This window comes from Salipiger sp. HF18, from assembly GCF_011806505.1.
Taxonomy (GTDB): Bacteria; Pseudomonadota; Alphaproteobacteria; order Rhodobacterales; family Rhodobacteraceae; genus Salipiger; species Salipiger thiooxidans.
Window position 1 is genome coordinate 1 of the sequence record NZ_JAATOS010000004.1, and the last position, 17,172, is coordinate 17,172.

At 66.8% G+C, this 17,172-nt stretch carries 14 protein-coding genes and 2 pseudogenes; 11 read left to right on the forward strand and 5 right to left on the reverse strand.

From position 1 onward, the window contains the following. The 6 genes from dctP to HC022_RS01285 form a co-directional block, all read left to right on the forward strand. Positions 1-971 (forward strand): TRAP transporter substrate-binding protein DctP (gene dctP, locus HC022_RS01260; RefSeq protein WP_167451041.1); only part of this gene is annotated, 971 nt, incomplete at its 5' end. Between the two features lie 160 nt (positions 972-1,131). Continuing rightward, positions 1,132-1,677 (forward strand): TRAP transporter small permease subunit, encoded by a 546-nt coding sequence (locus tag HC022_RS01265; protein ID WP_167451042.1) that lies wholly within the window; start codon positions 1,132-1,134, stop codon positions 1,675-1,677. Further along, positions 1,677-2,987 (forward strand): TRAP transporter large permease subunit, encoded by a 1,311-nt coding sequence (locus HC022_RS01270; RefSeq protein ID WP_167451043.1) that lies wholly within the window; start codon positions 1,677-1,679, stop codon positions 2,985-2,987. The genes HC022_RS01265 and HC022_RS01270 overlap by 1 nt, the downstream gene beginning before the upstream one ends. A gap of 83 nt (positions 2,988-3,070) precedes the next feature. Then, positions 3,071-3,385, forward strand: a complete 315-nt coding sequence (locus HC022_RS01275) for an NIPSNAP family protein (RefSeq protein WP_167451044.1) — start codon at positions 3,071-3,073, stop codon at positions 3,383-3,385. Beyond that, entirely contained in the window at positions 3,382-4,203 is an 822-nt protein-coding gene (locus HC022_RS01280; protein WP_167451045.1) for an alpha/beta fold hydrolase, read from the forward strand. The genes HC022_RS01275 and HC022_RS01280 overlap by 4 nt, the downstream gene beginning before the upstream one ends. Then, a complete protein-coding gene (locus tag HC022_RS01285) occupies positions 4,200-4,961 on the forward strand; it encodes an SDR family oxidoreductase (RefSeq protein ID WP_167451046.1) in 762 nt (253 codons plus the stop codon). The genes HC022_RS01280 and HC022_RS01285 overlap by 4 nt, the downstream gene beginning before the upstream one ends. Positions 4,962-5,243: 282 nt before the next feature. On the opposite strand, the pseudogene HC022_RS01290 reads toward HC022_RS01285, so the two are convergent. The 5 genes and pseudogenes from HC022_RS01290 to HC022_RS01310 all read right to left on the reverse strand — a co-directional run. Continuing rightward, positions 5,244-5,408 (reverse strand): annotated as a pseudogene (locus tag HC022_RS01290) (IS5/IS1182 family transposase); the annotation flags it as partial. 26 nt (positions 5,409-5,434) lie between these two features. Then, the gene (locus tag HC022_RS01295; RefSeq protein WP_167451047.1) at positions 5,435-5,854 is read right to left on the reverse strand and encodes an alpha/beta fold hydrolase; all 420 of its coding nucleotides are present in this window, start codon (positions 5,852-5,854) and stop codon (positions 5,435-5,437) included. Between the two features lie 202 nt (positions 5,855-6,056). Further along, positions 6,057-6,194 (reverse strand): annotated as a pseudogene (locus tag HC022_RS01300) (IS5/IS1182 family transposase); the annotation flags it as partial. A 371-nt stretch (positions 6,195-6,565) separates the two neighbouring features. Continuing rightward, positions 6,566-8,215, reverse strand: coding sequence for a BCCT family transporter (locus tag HC022_RS01305; RefSeq protein ID WP_175583402.1), 1,650 nt, complete (start codon positions 8,213-8,215; stop codon positions 6,566-6,568). 599 nt (positions 8,216-8,814) lie between these two features. Continuing rightward, entirely contained in the window at positions 8,815-9,507 is a 693-nt protein-coding gene (locus HC022_RS01310; protein ID WP_008887533.1) for a GntR family transcriptional regulator, read from the reverse strand. 237 nt (positions 9,508-9,744) lie between these two features. Here HC022_RS01310 and HC022_RS01315 point away from each other — a divergent pair, with 237 nt between their 5' ends. The 5 genes from HC022_RS01315 (at position 9,745) to HC022_RS01335 (ending at position 17,171) form a co-directional block, all read left to right on the forward strand. After that, positions 9,745-10,935: an alanine--glyoxylate aminotransferase family protein gene (locus HC022_RS01315; protein ID WP_167451048.1), complete on the forward strand. Its 1,191-nt coding sequence runs from the start codon at positions 9,745-9,747 to the stop codon at positions 10,933-10,935. A 124-nt stretch (positions 10,936-11,059) separates the two neighbouring features. After that, a complete protein-coding gene (locus HC022_RS01320) occupies positions 11,060-12,019 on the forward strand; it encodes a tripartite tricarboxylate transporter substrate binding protein (RefSeq protein ID WP_167451049.1) in 960 nt (319 codons plus the stop codon). Positions 12,020-12,079: 60 nt separating this feature from the next. Beyond that, on the forward strand, positions 12,080-12,598 hold the full coding sequence (locus tag HC022_RS01325) for a tripartite tricarboxylate transporter TctB family protein (RefSeq protein ID WP_008887476.1): 519 nt from the start codon (positions 12,080-12,082) through the stop codon (positions 12,596-12,598). Between the two features lie 21 nt (positions 12,599-12,619). Beyond that, on the forward strand, positions 12,620-14,134 hold the full coding sequence (locus HC022_RS01330; protein WP_167451050.1) for a tripartite tricarboxylate transporter permease: 1,515 nt from the start codon (positions 12,620-12,622) through the stop codon (positions 14,132-14,134). A gap of 103 nt (positions 14,135-14,237) precedes the next feature. Continuing rightward, a complete protein-coding gene (locus HC022_RS01335; RefSeq protein WP_167451051.1) occupies positions 14,238-17,171 on the forward strand; it encodes an FAD-binding and (Fe-S)-binding domain-containing protein in 2,934 nt (977 codons plus the stop codon). Position 17,172: the final 1 nt, after the last annotated feature.

Genomic DNA, 17,172 nt, shown 5'->3' on the forward strand with positions numbered 1-17,172 from the left:
AGCTGAGCATGGCCACGCCGTGGGCCGGCGGCCACTGGCTCGAGATCGGCGCCAAAAGCTACGCCAAGAACGTCGAGGACCTGACCGAGGGCCGCGTCAAGATCAACGTCTTCCCCGCCGGCGCGCTCGGCCCTGCGCTCGACGTCACCGAGACGGTGCAGATGGGCATCGCCGACATGGGCCACGCCTGGGGCGGCTACGACTGGTCGGTGGACCGCACCAGCGCACTCTTCGGCGGCTGGCCGGGCGGCCCGACCCCGGAAGAATACATGATGTGGATGTATAACGGGAACGGGCTCGAGCTGTGGAAAGAGTGGCGCGCCGACGTGTTCGACGTGGTCGCCATCCCGTGTGGCGTGACCGAGACCGAGGTCTTCATGCATTCGCACAAGAAGGTGCAGACGCCCGAGGATCTGCAGGGCCTCAAACTGCGCACCTCCTCGGCCTGGGCCGAGATCGCGCCGAAGCTCGGCGTCTCGACCGTCACCCTGCCCGGCTCCGAGGTGTTCTCGGCGCTCGAGCGCCAGGTGGTGGACGCCATCGAATGGGGTGGCCCGGGCGGCAACCTGCAGGAAGGCTTCGACAAGATCGCACCCTACATGATGATGCCCGGCGTGCACTCGCGTGCGGCCGTGCATGACTGCATCTTCAACGAGACCGCCTGGAACAAGATCCCCGAGAGCGACCAGAAGCTCATGGAGATCGCCGGCCGCCTGACCATGCTCGACACCTACCTCGGCTATGCCGAGATGGACCTTGCCGCCTTCGAGACGTTGAAGACCGAGTCCCCCGTCGAGATGGTGAAGATCGACCAGAGCCTCGTCGAAGCCGCCACCGCCGCGTCGAACGAATGGGCCGTCGAGCAATCCGCCTCGAACGAGTGGTTCAAGAAGGTCTACGAGGACCAGTCCGCCTTCCTCGAAGGTCTCTCGGGCCTCTCCGAGTTCCGCTTCGCGCCGGGCTCCCGCTAAGTCCTGACCCCGGGCGCGGCACCTCCCGCCGCGTCCGGATCGCCCCACCGTCCCCGGCGCCCGCCCGCCGGATGTTTCCGTTCGCCCCGCCCGCGCACCCGCTCGCGCCGTAACGGGTGAACACCCAACGACGATCTGCCCCGGACCCGAGGAGCCCGCCTTGAGGACACTCATCTCCATCATCGAAACCATATCGCTCTGGTCCGGACGGATCGCGGCGCTCCTGCTCGTGCCGCTCGTCTTCGCCATGGTCTACGAGGTCGTCAGCCGCTACGTCTTCTCCGCGCCAACCCAGTGGGCGTTCGAGATCAGCTACATGCTCATGGGCACGATCTTCACGCTGGGCCTGTCCTACTGCCTGCGCAACGACGCCCACGTGAACGTCGACATCCTGCCCTCCCTGCTGCCCGCCCGCGTCAACGCGGTGATCGAGGTGATGGCCTTCGGCGGCTTGACCGTGCTGCTGGTCTGGCTCACCATCACGCTGGGCGAGGGCGTGGCCCGCACCTACCGCACCGGCGAGGGCTCGGGGCTGTCGGCGTGGAACCCCAAGGTCTGGCCGTTCCGGCTGGTCTACACCGTGGGCTTCGCGCTGTTCTCGCTGCAGGTCTTCGGGCGGTTCCTCGAGGCGCTGCTGGTGCTTTCGGGCGGCAAGCCGCCCAGCCACCCCGACGCGACCGTCGACGAAAAGGCGGGGGCCGCGTGATGGGAGACGCCGTCCTTCTGATGTTCCCGGCGCTGATCGTGCTGATCGCGCTCGGCATTCCGATCGCCTTCTCGATGATGCTGGTGGCCGCGATCTTCGGCTTCATCCGCTTCGAGGATATCGTCTTCCGCCAGTTCGCGCAGCGCGTGGACGAGGTCGCCTCGAACTACGTGCTGGGCGCCATCCCGCTCTTCATCTTCATGGGCGCAATCCTCGAGCGCGCGGGCATCGCCGAGCGCCTGTTCGACGCCATCTACATGTGGACCCGACGCCTGCCCGGGGGCCTCGCCGTCGCCGCGCTGGTGATGTGCACGATCTTCGCCGCCGCCTCGGGCGTCGTGGGCGCCACCGAGACACTGGTGGGGATGCTGGCGATCCCCGGCATGCTCAAGCGCAAGTACGACAACTCTCTGGTAGCTGGCACGATCTGCGCCGGCGGCTCGCTGGGCACGGTGATCCCGCCGTCGATCCCGGTGATCGTGCTGGCGCCGATCATGACGCTGCCCGTGGGCGACCTGATGGCGGGGATCCTCGTGCCGGGCCTGATGATGGCGGCGATGTTCTCGCTTTACATCATCCTCTCGGCCACGCTGAAGCCCGAGCTTGCGCCGCGCGACACCGATCCAGACACCCACACGCTCGGCGAGAAGATCACCTTCACGCTCAAGGCGCTGGTGCCGCCGGTGGTGCTGATCGCGCTGGTGCTGGGCACGCTCTTCAGCGGACTCGCGACGCCGACCGAGGCCGCCGCCTGCGGCTCCTTCGGGGTGCTGGTGCTGGCCGCCTTCTACCGCCGCCTGACGTTCAGGATGCTGCTCGCGGCGTCGCTGCAGACCGTGTCGCTGACGGCGATGATCCTCGCCATCGTGCTGGCAGGCGTGATGTTCTCGGGCGTGCTCTTCGCCTCGGGCGGCATGATGGCCATCCGCAGCTTCCTCGACAGCTTCGGCTTCGAGGCCGGGGGCGTGATCGCGCTGATCCTGATCATCACCTTCGTGCTGGGCTTCGCGGTGGAGCTGACCTCGATCGTGCTCATCATGACCTCGATCTCGGTGCCGATCCTCAATTCCTACAACGTCGACCTGCTGTGGTTCTCCATCGTGTTCCTGATCACGCTGCAGACCAGCTACCTGACCCCGCCGATGGCACCGTCGATCTTCTACCTGCGCGCCATCGCGCCGCCTACAATGACGCTGAAGCAGATGTACTGGGGCGTCATTCCCTTCATCTGCTGCCAGCTGATCGTCCTGGCGCTGGTCATCCTGTTCCCCGCGCTCGCGACCTGGATGCCCAAGCTGATCTACGGCTGACGCCCCTGCCTGCCCGGTCCCGGCAATTTTCGCCGGGACCGTCCCCACCCACGCCACCACTCACGCCGAACACCGGAGCCACCATGATCTACGAGGAACGCGACTACGCGATCAAACCCGGCAAGCTGAACACCTTCGTCGGGCTCTATCGCGACTACGGTGTCGAGATTCAGAAGAAGTATCTCGGCACCTTCATCGGCTACTTCACCACCGAGATCGGCGAGCTGAACCACGTCGTCGCACTCTGGAGTTACGAGAGCCTCGACCAGCGGGCCGAGATGCGGGCGGCGATGCTTGCGGACCCGGAATGGTCCGACTACCTCGCGCGGGTCGACGGGCTGCTGCAGACCCAGAACACCCGGATCCTCACACCCACCAGCTTCTCGCCGCTGCAATGACCTCGCTCACGGTCGAAACCGGCGACGGCGCGGTCTTGAAGGTACGCCGTCAGGGCAGCGGCGCGCCGGTGGTGCTGGTCAGCGGGCTGGGCGGGACGGCGGGGTTCTGGGACCCGGTGATCGCGCGGCTGCAGGACCGGTTCGAATTCATCACCTTCGACCAGCGCGGCATCGCCGGCTCCACCCGCGGCAGCGCCCCGGTGAACATTGCGCAGTTGGCCAGGGACGTGCTGACGATCTGCGACGCGCTGGAACTGACCCGCGCCGCCTTCCTCGGCCACTCGACCGGCGGCTGCATCGTGCAGACCATCGCCGCAACAGCGCCCGAGCGGGTCGAGCGCCTGGCGCTCAGCGCCGCGTGGCTGAAGCCCGGCAACTACCTGACCGCGCTTTTCGAATTCCGCCTCGGGTTGCTGCACCGCGATCCCAGGGCCTATGCCGAGAGCGCCGCGCTGCTCTCCTACGCGCCGGGCTGGCTCGAGAGCAACTGGGACAAGTACGAACGCGCCACCGCCAACCCGCCCGCGGACCCCGGGACGCAGGCCATCGTGGCCGAGCGCATCCGGGCGCTGCTCGATTTCGACGGCAGCGACCAGATCGGCGCGGTGACCGCCGAGACCACCATCATCGGCGCGCAGGACGACATGATCGTGCCCGCCTTCCTGCAGGAAGAACTCGCCCGCCACCTGCCCGGTGCCGCGCTGCGGATGCTGCCCGACGGCGGCCATTTCTACCCAGCCTCGCGCACCGATGCCTTCGTCGCGATCGTGACCGACTGGCTGGACGCCCCACTGACATCTGAAAGGACTGAACGATGAGACTTGCCGGGAAAATCGCCGTGGTGACGGGCTCGGCCTCCGGGATCGGGCACGAGACCGCGAAGCTCTTTGCCGCCGAGGGCGCCCACGTGGTCGTCGCCGACCGGGACGCCGACGCCGCCGCGAAGGTGGCGCTCGAGCTGGCCGCCGATGGGGCCGCTGCCGAGGCGGTGGCGGTCGACGTCTCGCAGGAGGATCAGGTCAAGGCGTTGCTCGACGGGGTAAAATCCCGCCACGGACGGCTCGACATCCTCGTCAACAACGCCGGCTACGGCTTTGCCGGCACCGTGGCCGACACCTCGGTCGAAGACTGGGACGCGCTGTTTGCCGTCAACGTGCGCGGTGTGTTCCTCGGCTGCAAGCACGCAGTGCCGATCTTCGCGGCGCAGGGCGGCGGCATCATCGTCAACACCGCCTCGGGCGGCGCCATCGTGGGCATCGCCAACCGCGCGGCCTACACGGCGTCCAAGGGCGCGGTGGCGGCGCTGACCCGCGCCATGGCCATCGACCACGCCGACGACATGATCCGGGTGAACTGCGTCGCGCCGGGCACCATCGAAACCCCCTATTTCACCGAGATCTTCGCCAAGTCCCAGGACGCGGCAGCGCTGCGCAAGGGGCTCGAGGACCGGCAGGTCATGGGCCGCCTCGGCCGCCCGGAAGAAATCGCCCGGGCGATCCTCTTCCTGGCAAGCGACGATGCCACCTTCTGCACCGGCTCGACGCTGGTGGTGGACGGCGGCTGGACGATCCGCTGAGCGCCTGGCCGATCGCCTCGACGCGGGCCATGATGGCGTCGTGATCCGACAGCGGGGTGCCATCGGGAGCCGGCGAGGGCCGGATCTCGACCGTCTCCAGCGTCAGGCCGCGGGAGAGGAACCAGTCGAGCTTCATCGCGCGCTCGGGGAAGCGGGCGATGAAGCTCGGACGGGTGGTGGGCGTGTCTTCGGGCCCGCCATGGACCTCGAACCAAGCCGCTCGGGCAATATCGAAGAGCCCCTCGGCCCGCCATTCGGAGCCGTTGTGGTGGCCGGTGTTGAGATCGCCGCATCCGAGAACAACGCGGGGCGGACAGGGTTGCCGTCATGCGCCGCGAGCCAAGTCAACTCCTTGTCCAGCCAGATCAGTAGCGACCCGCGATTGCGAAACGAAGCCGTGTAGCTCGACCAGTTCGTCGCGCGCTAGCGGGCGGCTGCAGGCTTGCTCTTGTACCCTGTCTAAGCGCATGGATTCACGATGTGAGTCCTTCGCAGACAGAGTGCTGCAACAACGCCCCGCCGCTTTCGCCGATATCAGGCATGAATGCAGTGACGTAGACGAAGCCTTTGACGTCCGGATCGACGCCGGCTTCGGTGATGACGCCGCCGCCGTAGGAATGCCCAACGAGCAGCACTGGTCCGTCCTGGACGTCCAGGCTTCGCCGGACCGCCGCGACATCGTCCTCGATGGAGGTCATCGGAAGTTGCGTGACGGTACCGTCGTAATTCCGGGCGATCAGCCGCTCGTAGACCCCTCGCCAGGTGCTCCCGTCCACATTTCCGCCATGGACCAGGACGATACTGTGAACGTCAGCGACGGCTGTGGCGGGCAGCGCCATCATGGTGCCGAGCGCCACGCTTCCGGCCAGGAAAAGGGTGCGAAAGTTGGTCATTGTCGGTGCCTCTGCAGATTGTTGAAATCGATGTCAGAGACGAGGTAGCTGCAGCGACATCCAATCACTAAACCGCTTTTGGAGATACGGCTTATCAGCCAGGAGGGCCTCGTCGCACAAATCGGCTGAGGGCCGGTCTTCCCCTTTCCAGGGCTGGAGTTGTCCTACGGGGACAGTGACGGGTAGTCCGAGCGCGGTGTAGCCCGCGTTTTCCGGTCGGCGGCGCTCGCCATGTCATTTCAGGATCAAACCAGATCGTCAGCGATCCGCGCAGCTTCAACGCGTCATTGTAAGCCGACCAGTTCGTGGTCTTGTACTTCGTAGGGGCCCTACTGCTCATGCCACTCAGCTACCACACTGGATTCACAAGATGAATCCCTCAGCCGAGTTGTGCAAAAAGGCAGTGTTGCGCTCAGAAAACGCCTCGAAAACCCCTTGGATGGAGGTCCCCGGCCGAGGTCTTCCGTGAAAAGGTGATGGAGGAAATGGGACGACGCCCCTACCGTCGCTGGTAATGTGAGTCGCGCTTCAGGGAGCGCGCACAGGCTGGCGCTTTATGCAAGCCGCTGGACCGAAGCGTGCGACGCAGAAGCAAAGGCCGACTGCGGCACCTGACGTCTCACACGACGAGATCACCGCCCATGAAAAAGGCGGCCCCTTTTCCGGGGGCCGCCGCGTGTTTCAGGTCGGTGTCTGTCCGAAGGCCGCGCCTTAGCGCGGCTCGCTTGCCAGTCCGCGCCAGATCGCGACGCACATCAGCAAGAGCACCACGGTGAACGGAAGGCCCGTCGAGATGACCATGGATTGCAGCGACTTCAGACCGCCCGAGGACAGCAGCAGCACGATCGCCACCACGCCTTCGAACAGGCACCAGAACACCCGCTGCGGCACCGGCGCATCGACCTTGCCACCGGCGGCGATGGTGTCGATCACCAGCGAGCCGGAGTCGGACGAGGTCACGAAGAAGACGATCACCAGCACGATGCCGATCATCGAGGTGATCGAGGTGAGCGGCAGCGCGTCGAGCATCGAGAACAGCTGCAGCGGAAGCTCGGCGTCCTTGGCGGCGGTGTAGCCGTCGCGGACCACCTGGTTGATCGCCGAGCCGCCGAACACCGACATCCAGAGCACGCAGACCAACGAGGGCACCAGCAGCACGCTCACGATGAACTCGCGCACGGTGCGGCCACGGCTGACGCGGGCGATGAACATGCCCACGAACGGCGACCAGGAGATCCACCAGGCCCAGTAGAACGCCGTCCAGCCCTGGGCAAAGTTGACGTCCTCCCGGCCCACCGGGTTCGACAGCGCCGGGAGGTACTCGAGGTAGGCCAGCAGGAAGTCCCAGGTGTCGGTCAACAGCAGCATCGTCGGGCCGGCCAGCAGCACGAAGAGCAGCAGCAGGCAGGCGAGGCCCATGTTGATCTCGGAGAGTAGCTTCACGCCCGCCTCGAGGCCCCGCATCACCGAGAAGAGCGCGATCGAGGTGATCACGATGATCAGGATGATCTGCGAGGTGTTGCTGACCGGCATGCCGAAGAGTTTGTTGAAGCCGGCATTTGCCTGCGCCGCGCCGAGACCGAGCGAGGTGGCGAGGCCGAACAGCGTCGCGAAGACCGCGAGGATGTCGATGATGTGGCCGGGCCAGCCCCAGACGCGCTCGCCGAAGATCGGGTAGAAGGCCGAGCGGATGGTCAGCGGCAGGCCCTTGTTGTAGCTGAAGAGCGCGAGGCTCAGCGCGAGGATGGCGTAGATCGCCCAGGGGTGCAGCGCCCAGTGGAAAATCGAGGCCGCCATGCCGAGCCGGATCGCCTCGGCCTCGGAGTTGGCGGCGCCGAGCGGGGCCCAGTCTGTGCGCATGCCGCCGTCGCCGATGGCGGCGCCGCCCAGCGACGAGGAGAAATGGCTCAGCGGCTCGGAGACGCCGTAGAACATGAGGCCAATGCCCATACCGGCCGCGAAGAGCATCGAGAACCAGCTGGCGTAGCCGAAGTCGGGGGTGGCGTCGCGACCGCCGAGGCGGATCTTGCCGTAGGGGCTGACGACGAGCACGAGGCAGAGCAGGACGAAGATGTCCGCGGCGCCGAGGAAGAACCAGTCGAAGCCCTGCGTGACTTCCGAGAAGGTGGCGCTGAAGAGGCTGCCCGCGAGGTCCGGAAGCGCGATGGTGAAGACCACGAAGGCGATGACCGCGAGGGCGGAGATCAGGAAAACAGGGTTGTGAACGTCAAAGCCGAAGGGTCCGACGTTGCCTTCGATGTTGTCCTGTCCGACCGTGTACTCTGTGTCGATGAGGCCTTCCGGCGGGGCTTCGGGCGCCCCGGACAGGTTGGTTTGGTCTGTGGTCGCTTCATTGGTCAAGAATGCCGCTCCTGTGTTGGGACGAGGACGTTCCCTCGGGATCGTGCCCGGTACGCCGGGCCTCGCAGTTATGGCTCATGGGAAACACGGTGCGCGGCAGGTCTGCCGCCCACGTCCACAGGACCCGCCTGACCGGCGCGGGGGCTCTCGGGGCACTCCCGAAAGCGCTCTGCCTTAGCGGGTATTCCTGGGGTCTTCCCCACAATCTCTGCGGTATCCACGAGCAGGGCCCGTCAACATAGAACCCATGCGACAGCTCGTCGGTATTACCACGACACGGACATGCCGGCGCGCGCCGGCGCGGGGTCGGCCCGTCAGGTCAGGGTGAGTCGGATCTCGGAAACCGGGCAATCGCCGTCGCAGGACTCGCCCGAAGGTGTTTCGAACGCCCGCTTCACGGGCAAAATGGAAACACCGGGGCCTGCGCCCTGCCCGATACGCGATTTTTCGGAGCGAATGCAAGGGCTCAGGCTCCCGCACCTGCGCGTCTGACGCCAGGTCTTGGCGTCTCGCGCCGTGCCTGGGCCTCAGCGCGTCACGCGGCCAATGATCGGAACGGTTGGTCGCAGCAACCGGCTGCCGTGCAGGCGGTCAGGCGGTCAGGCGTCGGACGGGCTCTGGTTGTCGATGAGCCACTGCCGCACGGTCTCGAGCTTGTGCTCGAGGTGCATCTTCAGCACCACCGACAGCCGTTCGCCGTCGCGGGTCTCGAGGCATTCCATGATCTGCTCGTGCTCGTCCGTGGCCTGCGCCCAGCGGTCCTGCGTCATGTTGGCCACGTAGCGGGCCCGGCGCACACGCGCGGCGAGCGAGCGGTACTGGATGGCAAGCGTCTCGTTGCGGGCGGCCTCGAGGATGGCCTCGTGGATCCGCTGGTTGACCTCGAAATACTTCGCGAGCTCGCGCTTCTCGTAATGCTTCACCATCTGGCGGTGCAGCACCCGGATGCGGCCGATCTCGTCATCGGTGATGTGCTTGCAGGCAAGCTCTCCGGACAGCGCCTCGAGCGCCCCCATCACCGGGAAGACCTCGTCCAGATCCTCGGTGGTGATGCGGCTCACCCAGGCGCCGCGGTTGGGCTCGAGCGACAGAAGCCCTTCGGTCGCCAGCACCTTCAGCGCCTCGCGCAGCGGGGTGCGGGACACGCCGTAGAAGGTGCAGAGATCCTTTTCCGGCACGCGGATCCCGGCAGCGAGATCGCCGTTCACGATCTGCTCGCGAATCGCGTCGGTCAGTTCCTCGTGCAGCGATTTCCTGCGGAAGGCGGGCTGTGTCGAAAGAGCGGTCGTCATCTCTGGTCACCTATTGTGAATCTCTGGCCCCCACGAACAGGCGCAAACCCATCCCGCTGTGCATTCATAATTATTCATTTTTATGTCGCACGACAAGCCGTAACCTTTTCCCTGTTATACCAGCCAAAATCCCGCAGGTCATCTTAGCTGTTGACACATGTCCGCTCAAACTGCATTCATAATTCATAATTGCCGACGCGGGGATGTCTCCGGCTGTGGCGCAAGGGAGGAACAGAGATGACACACAGGGCAGGACGCCATTTCCTTCAGATCCCCGGGCCGAGCCCCGTTCCGGATCGGGTACTGAGAGCGATTTCCGCGCAGACGATGGACCACCGCGGGCCGGAGTTCGCCGAGGTGGGGCGCAAGGCGCTGGACGGCATGAAGACGATCTTCAAGACCGACCAGCACGTCTTCATCTACCCCTCCTCGGGCACCGGCGCGTGGGAGGCCGCGCTGGTGAACGTGCTGTCCGAGGGCGACCAGGTGCTGATGTACGAGACCGGCCATTTCGCCACGCTGTGGAAGAAGATGGCCTCGAAGCTGGGCGTCGAGGCCGAGTTCATCGAGGGCGACTGGCGCGGCGGCGCAGATCCCGACCGGATCGAGACCCGCCTGCGCGAGGACAGCGAGCACAAGATCAAGGCGGTCTGCGTGGTCCATAACGAGACCTCGACCGGTTCGGTCTCGCCCATCGCGCAGGTGCGGCAGGCGATCGACGCCGCCGGGCACCCTGCCCTGCTGATGGTCGACACGATCTCGGGTCTGGCCTCCATCGACTTCCGTTTCGACGAATGGGGTGTGGACGTGGCGGTGTCGGGCTCGCAGAAGGGGCTGATGCTGCCGCCGGGCCTGTCCTTCAACGCGGTGAGCGAGAAGGCCTTCGAGCATTCCAAGACCGGCGGCATGCGCCGTTCCTACTGGGACTGGCGCGAGATGGCGGCGATCAACCCGACCGGCTATTTCCCCTACACCCCCGGCACCAACATGCTCTACGGCCTGAACGAGGCCATCTCGATGCTGCACGAGGAAGGGCTCGACAACGTCTTCGCCCGTCACCAGCGGCACGGGGCGGCGGCCCGCACCGCCGTACGGCACTGGGGACTCGAGGTGCTCTGCCGGCAGCAGGGACAGGAAAGCGGCGTGCTGACCGCCGTGCTCATGCCTGAGGGGCACAGCGCGGATGCCTTCCGCGCAACCGCTCTGCGCCATTACGACATCTCTCTGGGCAACGGTCTGTCCAAGGTTGCCGACAGGGTCTTCCGCATCGGCCACCTCGGTGACATCAATGACCTGACGCTTGCGGGCACGCTCACCGGGGTCGAGCTTGGCCTGAGGAAATCCGGCGTCCCCCACAAGGAGGGCGGTGTCGCCGCCGCGATGGCAGAGCTGGAGCAGACCCGCTTCGAGACGATCGCGGCCGAGTGACGGCTTGCCCGGCGTGCCCGCGATGCCGGGCACCGCATATCCGGCGGAGAGCAGCCGCCGGATATGGGAGGCTTTCGGCATGGAGGTGCCGCGCCGTCCCGTTCATCCAGGGAGGAGAGACCACATGACCCAACTGGCACGACATCACCTGCGCGCGGCCGTGGCCGTTGCGGCAGCGGTACTGACCGCAGCCCCGGCCCTTGCCGCGGATTACCCCTCGCGCACCGTCGAGGTCATTCACCAGTACGGCCCCGGCGGCGGCACCGACCGCTTCATCCGCGCCATCGCCGAACCGATGCAGGAGGCCACCGGCCAGAGCTTCGTGCCGATCTCGATCGCCGGCGGCGGCGGTGTCCCGGCCTATGTCACCTTCCTGCAGCGCCCCGCAAACGGCTACACGCTGGTGTCGCTCAGCCCCGATGACGTGATCAACCACGCGCTCGGGCGGATCGACCTGACGCAGGTCCTGCCGCTGGTGCGCATCCAGTACGACCAGGGCCTGCTGCTGGTCTCCAAGGACAGCGAGCTGAAGTCGCTCGACGACGTGCTCGCCGCCGAGGCGGCAAGCCCGGGCGGGCTCAAGGTCGGCGTCACCGGCTCGGCCGGGTTCGACGACGCACTGATCGGGCTCTTCAACGAGAAGGCCGGGACCGAGCTGGCCACCGTGCCCTTCGGCGCGGCAGAGATGGTCTCGAACACGCTCGGCGGCCACCTCGACCTGATGTACGAGGAATACGGTCCCACCCGCGGCCTGATCGAGTCCGGCGACCTGATCCCGCTCGTGCTGTTCTCGGACGAGCGGCTGGCGGAACTGCCTGACGTGCCCACCGCCAAGGAACTGGGCTACGACGTGACCCTAGGCCGCTGGCGCGGGTTCGGCATCAAGCCAGACACCGACGCTGCCGAACTCGAGACGCTGGTCTCGCTGTTCCGCGACGCCGCCGCCGACGAGGGCTACAAGAAGGTCGAGGCCGAGAGCGCACTGCAGTACCGCTCGGAGTTCATGGGGCCGGAGGAGTTCCAGACCTTCCTCGACAAGGAAATCGAGACCTATTCCCAGATCATGAACCAGCTCGGTTACTGACCGGCCGGCGCGGCGTGCCTCTCGCAGAGGCACGCCCCAGCCGTGGGAGGGGCTGGCGCAATGCTACACAAACTGTCCGAAGTGGTCGTTTTCGCGGCCATGACCATCGCCTCGGTGGCACTCTGGTTCACCGCCGACGCGCTGCCGGTGTCCAGGCGCTACGAGCAGGTGGATTCCGATCTCTGGCCTAAGCTGGTGTTCGGTGCGCTGGCGCTCTGCTGCGCTGTGCATCTCGCGCAGAAGGTCGCGGGGCTCATCGCCGCGCCCTCGGGCGGGCCGCGCTCGGAAGACGAGGTCATCGAGGCCTACACGCCCGACGGCTACTACCTGCGGCTCGTGCTCACCGGCGCGCTGATCGTGGGGTACTTCATCGCCCTGCAATATATCGGTTTCCTGCTCGCCACGATGATCTTCCTATGGGTCGGATCGTGGATCCTGCCCTACCGGAACACCCTTGCGAAGCTGGTCTTCGCGCCGGTCTTCACCATCCTGCTCGCGGCCTTCTTCAGCTACGGGCTGTCGCTGTCGCTGCCCCGTGGCAGCGGGATCTTCTACGAGCTCAGCCAGGCGCTCTTCTGAGCCCCAGCACGGGAGAATACCATGCTTGATGCATTCGTTTCCGCCGCCGGGTACATGGTCGGCAACCCCATGAGCTTCCTGCTGATCATCTTCAGCGTGGTCTGGGGCATCGTCTTCGGCGCCGTCCCCGGGCTCACCGGCATCGTGGGGGTCGCGCTGCTCATCCCCTTCACCTTCGCTTTCGACCCGACCGAGGGCATGCTGCTGCTGGGCGGGGTCTACGTGGGCTCGACCTTTGGCGGCTCGATCTCGGCGATCCTGTTCAACACCCCCGGCTCGCCCGAGGCGGCCTGCACCTCGCTCGACGGCTACCCGATGGCCAAGCGCGGCGAGGCCGGCAAGGCGCTGGGGATCGCGCTGGCGGCCTCGGCGGTGGGCGGCATCTTCGGCACTCTGGTGCTGATGTTCGCGGCGCCCCCGCTGGCGCGGCTCGCGCTCGAGTTCGGCCCGGCGGAATACTTCGCACTCGCCGTGCTCGGCATCACCGCGATTGCCTCCATCGGGGGCGGCTCGCTCATCAAGGGGCTGATCGCGGGCCTCCTGGGGCTGGCCGTGGCGCTCATCGGGCTCGACCCGCTGACCGGCGTCGCGCGATTCACCTTCGGCAACATGATGCTGCTGACCGGCGTGAGCTTCATCGCCGCCATCATCGGGATCTTCGCGCTGGCCGAGGTGCTGCAACGCTTCGCCGACGGCCCGCCCAAGGGCGAGCAGATGGCGCAGGTCTCGACCCAGCTGCCGAGCCTGGCGGAGTTCCTCGCCACCAAGGTCACCCTGCTGCGCTCGTCGGTCATCGGCACCGTCATCGGTGCCCTGCCCGGCGTCGGCGCCACCACCGCGGCGTTCATCAGCTACTCCGAGGCCTTCCGCTGGTCCAAGCGGCCGGAGCTCTTCGGCAAGGGCTCGCCCGAAGGCATCGCGGCCCCCGAGGCAGGCAACAACTCCGCCGTCGGCGGCTCGATGATCCCGCTGCTGGCGCTGGGGATCCCCGGCTCGGCCACCACCGCGGTGATGATCGGCGGCCTCACCATCCACGGCATCGTGCCGGGGCCGATGCTGATGCAGAACAACTCGGACCTCGTCTATTCGGTGTTCATCGGGATGCTGCTCGCCAATATCCTGATGCTGGTCTTCGGTCTGCGGGCGGCGAGGCTCTTTGCGGTCGTGCTCAAGGCGCCTTACCAGCTCGTGGGACCCGCCATCGTGGTGCTCTGCATGACCGGGGTCTTCGCGCTCAACAACAACGTGTCAGACGTGGCGGTGATGCTGGTCTTCGGCGGCGTGGGCTTCTTCCTCAAGAGCTACGGCCTGCCGGTGGCGAGCTTCATCATCGGGTTGGTGCTGGGTCCCATAGCCGAGGTCAGCCTGCGCCAGGGACTCATCCTCGCCGACTACGACATGATGGCCCTTGTCACCCGGCCGATCGCCGGCACGCTCCTGCTGCTCTCGGCCCTGTCGCTGGTTTACGGCATCTGGGGGAAGCTCCGCCGGCCGCCCTCGGACGGTCCGGGCAACGCGCAACCCGAAACCAGCTGAGCCCACGCTCGCGCCACGCGCGTCCTGCCTGAATTCCCTGCCGTCCGGGCCCATGCCGGCCCGGACCCGCCCCTCTCACGCCCGCTCTCCAGGAGGCCACACCATGAACGCACCCATGCCTCAGCGCACCACCCCCGCCGCCCGCGCGGTGGCCCGGTCGCAGGCCTTCGAGAAGGCCCTCTCGGCGGCGATGGAGGGGGGCACGGATTTCGGTGCCTTCGCCCGGGGCCGCTATTCCACCGATGCCTCGATCTACCAGATCATGCCCACGGGCGTGGCCTATCCCAAGTCCGCCGACGACATCGCCGCGGCGCTGCAGATCGCGGCCGAGCACGGCGTGCCGGTCATCGCCCGCGGCGGCGGCACCTCGCAGAACGGCCAGCCCATCGGGCGCGGGCTGATCCTCGACATGTCGCGGCATTTCAACGACCTGATGGACTACGATCCGGCCGCGCGCACCGTCACCGTCCGTCCCGGGATGGTGCTGAACACGCTCAACGACCGGCTGCGGCAGGATGGGCTGTTCTTCCCGGTCGAGCCCTCGACCGCCTCGCGCTGCACCATCGGCGGCATGTGCGGCAACAACTCCTCCGGCGCCCGTTCGCTGCGCTTCGGCAAGACCGTGGACAACGTGCTCGCCATGGAGGGCCTGCTGCACGACGGCGACACCTTCCGGCTGGATGCCGCGCCCTGGTCCGAGAATGCCTCGCCCCGGATGCGCGAGATCATGAGCAGCCTCACCGCACTCGCCGACACCCACCGCGACCGCATCGAGGAGATCTTCCCCAAGGTCCAGCGCCGCGTCGGCGGCTACAACCTCGACGAGCTGCTGCCCGCGCAGCCCAACCTCTCGCGCCTGCTGGTGGGCTCCGAAGGCACGCTGGCGGTCAGCACCGCGATCACGCTGAAGCTTTCGCAACTCCCCAAGCACCGGGTGATGGGCGTCTGCCATTTCCCCGACTTCCGCTCGGCAATGGAGACGACGCAGCATCTCGTGGCGCTCGGCCCGGTCGCGGTCGAGCTGGTGGACAACAACGTGCTCGTCATGGGCGCCGACATCCCCGCCTTCGTGCGCACCATCGGCGACATCACCAAGGGTACGCCCAACTGTCTGCTGCTCTGCGAATTCGCGGGCGACGACCTGGACGCGCTGAAGATGGACCTCAAGCGTCTCGAGCAGTGCATGGCCGATCACGGCCACCCCGATGCGGTGGTAGAGGTGGTCGAGCCGCACCGGCAGAAGGCGGTCTGGGGCGTGCGCGAGGCCTGCCTCAACATCATGATGTCGATGAAGAGTGAGGGGAAACCCGTCTCCTTCATCGAGGATTGCGCCGTCCCGCTCGAGCATCTCGCCGACTACACCGACGGCATCACCGACCTCTTCACCCGCCACGGCACGCGGGGGACGTGGTACGCCCACGCCTCGGTCGGCTGCCTGCACGTGAGGCCGATCCTCAACATGAAGACCGAGGAAGGTGCGAAGACCATGCGCGCCATCGCCGAGGAGGCCGCCGAGCTCGTGCGCAAGTACAAGGGCTCGTTCTCGGGCGAGCACGGCGACGGCATCTCGCGCTCGGAATACGTCGAGCCGATGTTCGGCAGCGAGCTCACCCGCGCCTTCGAGACGGTGAAGGACAGCTTCGACCCCGAGAACCGCCTGAACCCCGGCAAGATCGTGCGCCCGCTGCGGATGGACGACCGCGACCTGATGCGCTTCAAGCCCGGCTACAAGACCAGTCTTCCCGCCGAGCCCGCGCTCGACTGGTCGGACTGGGGCGGCTTCGGCGGCGCGGTCGAGATGTGCAACAACAACGGCACCTGCCGGAAGCTCTCGGGCGGGACCATGTGCCCGTCCTACCGCGCCACCCGCGACGAGCAGCACCTGACCCGCGGCCGGGCCAACACCCTGCGGCTCGCGATCTCGGGCCAGCTGGGCGAGGACGCCTTTACCTCGACCGAGATGAAGGAGACCTTGGATCTCTGCGTCTCGTGCAAGGGCTGCAAGCGCGACTGCCCGACCGGCGTCGACATGGCGCGGATGAAGATCGAGGTCCTGCACCATTACCACAAGCGCCACGGCCTGCCGCTGCGCGAGAAGCTTATCGCCCACATGCCGCGCTACGCGGCGCTGGCTTCGCGCTTTGCGCCGCTGGTCAACCTGCGCGACAAGGTGCCGTTCATCGCCAAGCTGTCCGAGCAATGGCTGGGATTCTCGGCGAAACGCACCCTGCCGCAGTGGCGCAAGCCCTGGGCCGAGGACCGCGCGCCCGCCAACCTGCGCGACGTGAAGGGCGACGGGCGCGACATCGTGCTCTTCGGCGACACCTTCAACCGCTACTTCGAGTCCGAGAACCTCGAGGCCGCTGAGCGCGTGCTGCTCAAGGCCGGCTACCGGCTGCATCGCGTGGTGGTCGAGGGCAGCAGCCGCCCGATGTGCTGCGGGCGGACCTACCTCGCATCGGGCCAGACCGACGAGGCCCGCGCCGAGCTGCGCCGCACTCTGGGCGCGCTCAAGCCCTTCGTCGAGGCAGGCGCGCGGGTCGTGGGGCTCGAGCCCTCGTGCATGTTCACCTTCCGCGACGAGATGACCGCGCTGCTGCCCGGTTCCGAGACCGGCTTCATGGCAGGCAAGGCGCTGATATTCGAGGAATTGCTGGCCGAGGACATCGCCGCCGGTACGCTCGTGATGCCCGTGGGCGACGCGGGCGGACAGGTGGTGCACGTGCACGGCCACTGCCACCAGAAGGCCTTCGGTGCCATGGGCGTGGTCGAGACCGTTCTGCGCGGGGTTCCCGGCCTCGACGTGCGGATGATCGAGAGCTCGTGCTGCGGCATGTCTGGGGCCTTCGGCTACGCCGCCGAGAATTACGAGGTCTCGATGAAGATGGGCGAGGCGGCGCTGCTTCCGGCGGTGCGCGAGGCTGCCCCGGATGCGCTGATCGTGGCCGACGGCACCAGCTGCCGCCACCAGATCCACGACGGCGCCGCGCGCGAGGCGATCCACGTCGCCCGCGTGCTCGACCGATACCTGCAATGAT

Coding starts and splice junctions, on each gene's coding strand:
- HC022_RS01315 (WP_167451048.1), top strand. CDS start 9,745: ATGACACACAGGGCAGGACGCCATTTCCTTCAGATCCCCGGGCCGAGC.
- HC022_RS01270 (WP_167451043.1), top strand. CDS start 1,677: ATGGGAGACGCCGTCCTTCTGATGTTCCCGGCGCTGATCGTGCTGATC.
- HC022_RS01280 (WP_167451045.1), top strand. CDS start 3,382: ATGACCTCGCTCACGGTCGAAACCGGCGACGGCGCGGTCTTGAAGGTA.
- HC022_RS01325 (WP_008887476.1), top strand. CDS start 12,080: ATGCTACACAAACTGTCCGAAGTGGTCGTTTTCGCGGCCATGACCATC.
- HC022_RS01295 (WP_167451047.1), bottom strand. CDS start 5,854: ATGACCAACTTTCGCACCCTTTTCCTGGCCGGAAGCGTGGCGCTCGGC.
- HC022_RS01320 (WP_167451049.1), top strand. CDS start 11,060: ATGACCCAACTGGCACGACATCACCTGCGCGCGGCCGTGGCCGTTGCG.
- HC022_RS01335 (WP_167451051.1), top strand. CDS start 14,238: ATGAACGCACCCATGCCTCAGCGCACCACCCCCGCCGCCCGCGCGGTG.
- HC022_RS01285 (WP_167451046.1), top strand. CDS start 4,200: ATGAGACTTGCCGGGAAAATCGCCGTGGTGACGGGCTCGGCCTCCGGG.
- HC022_RS01275 (WP_167451044.1), top strand. CDS start 3,071: ATGATCTACGAGGAACGCGACTACGCGATCAAACCCGGCAAGCTGAAC.
- HC022_RS01330 (WP_167451050.1), top strand. CDS start 12,620: ATGCTTGATGCATTCGTTTCCGCCGCCGGGTACATGGTCGGCAACCCC.
- HC022_RS01310 (WP_008887533.1), bottom strand. CDS start 9,507: ATGACGACCGCTCTTTCGACACAGCCCGCCTTCCGCAGGAAATCGCTG.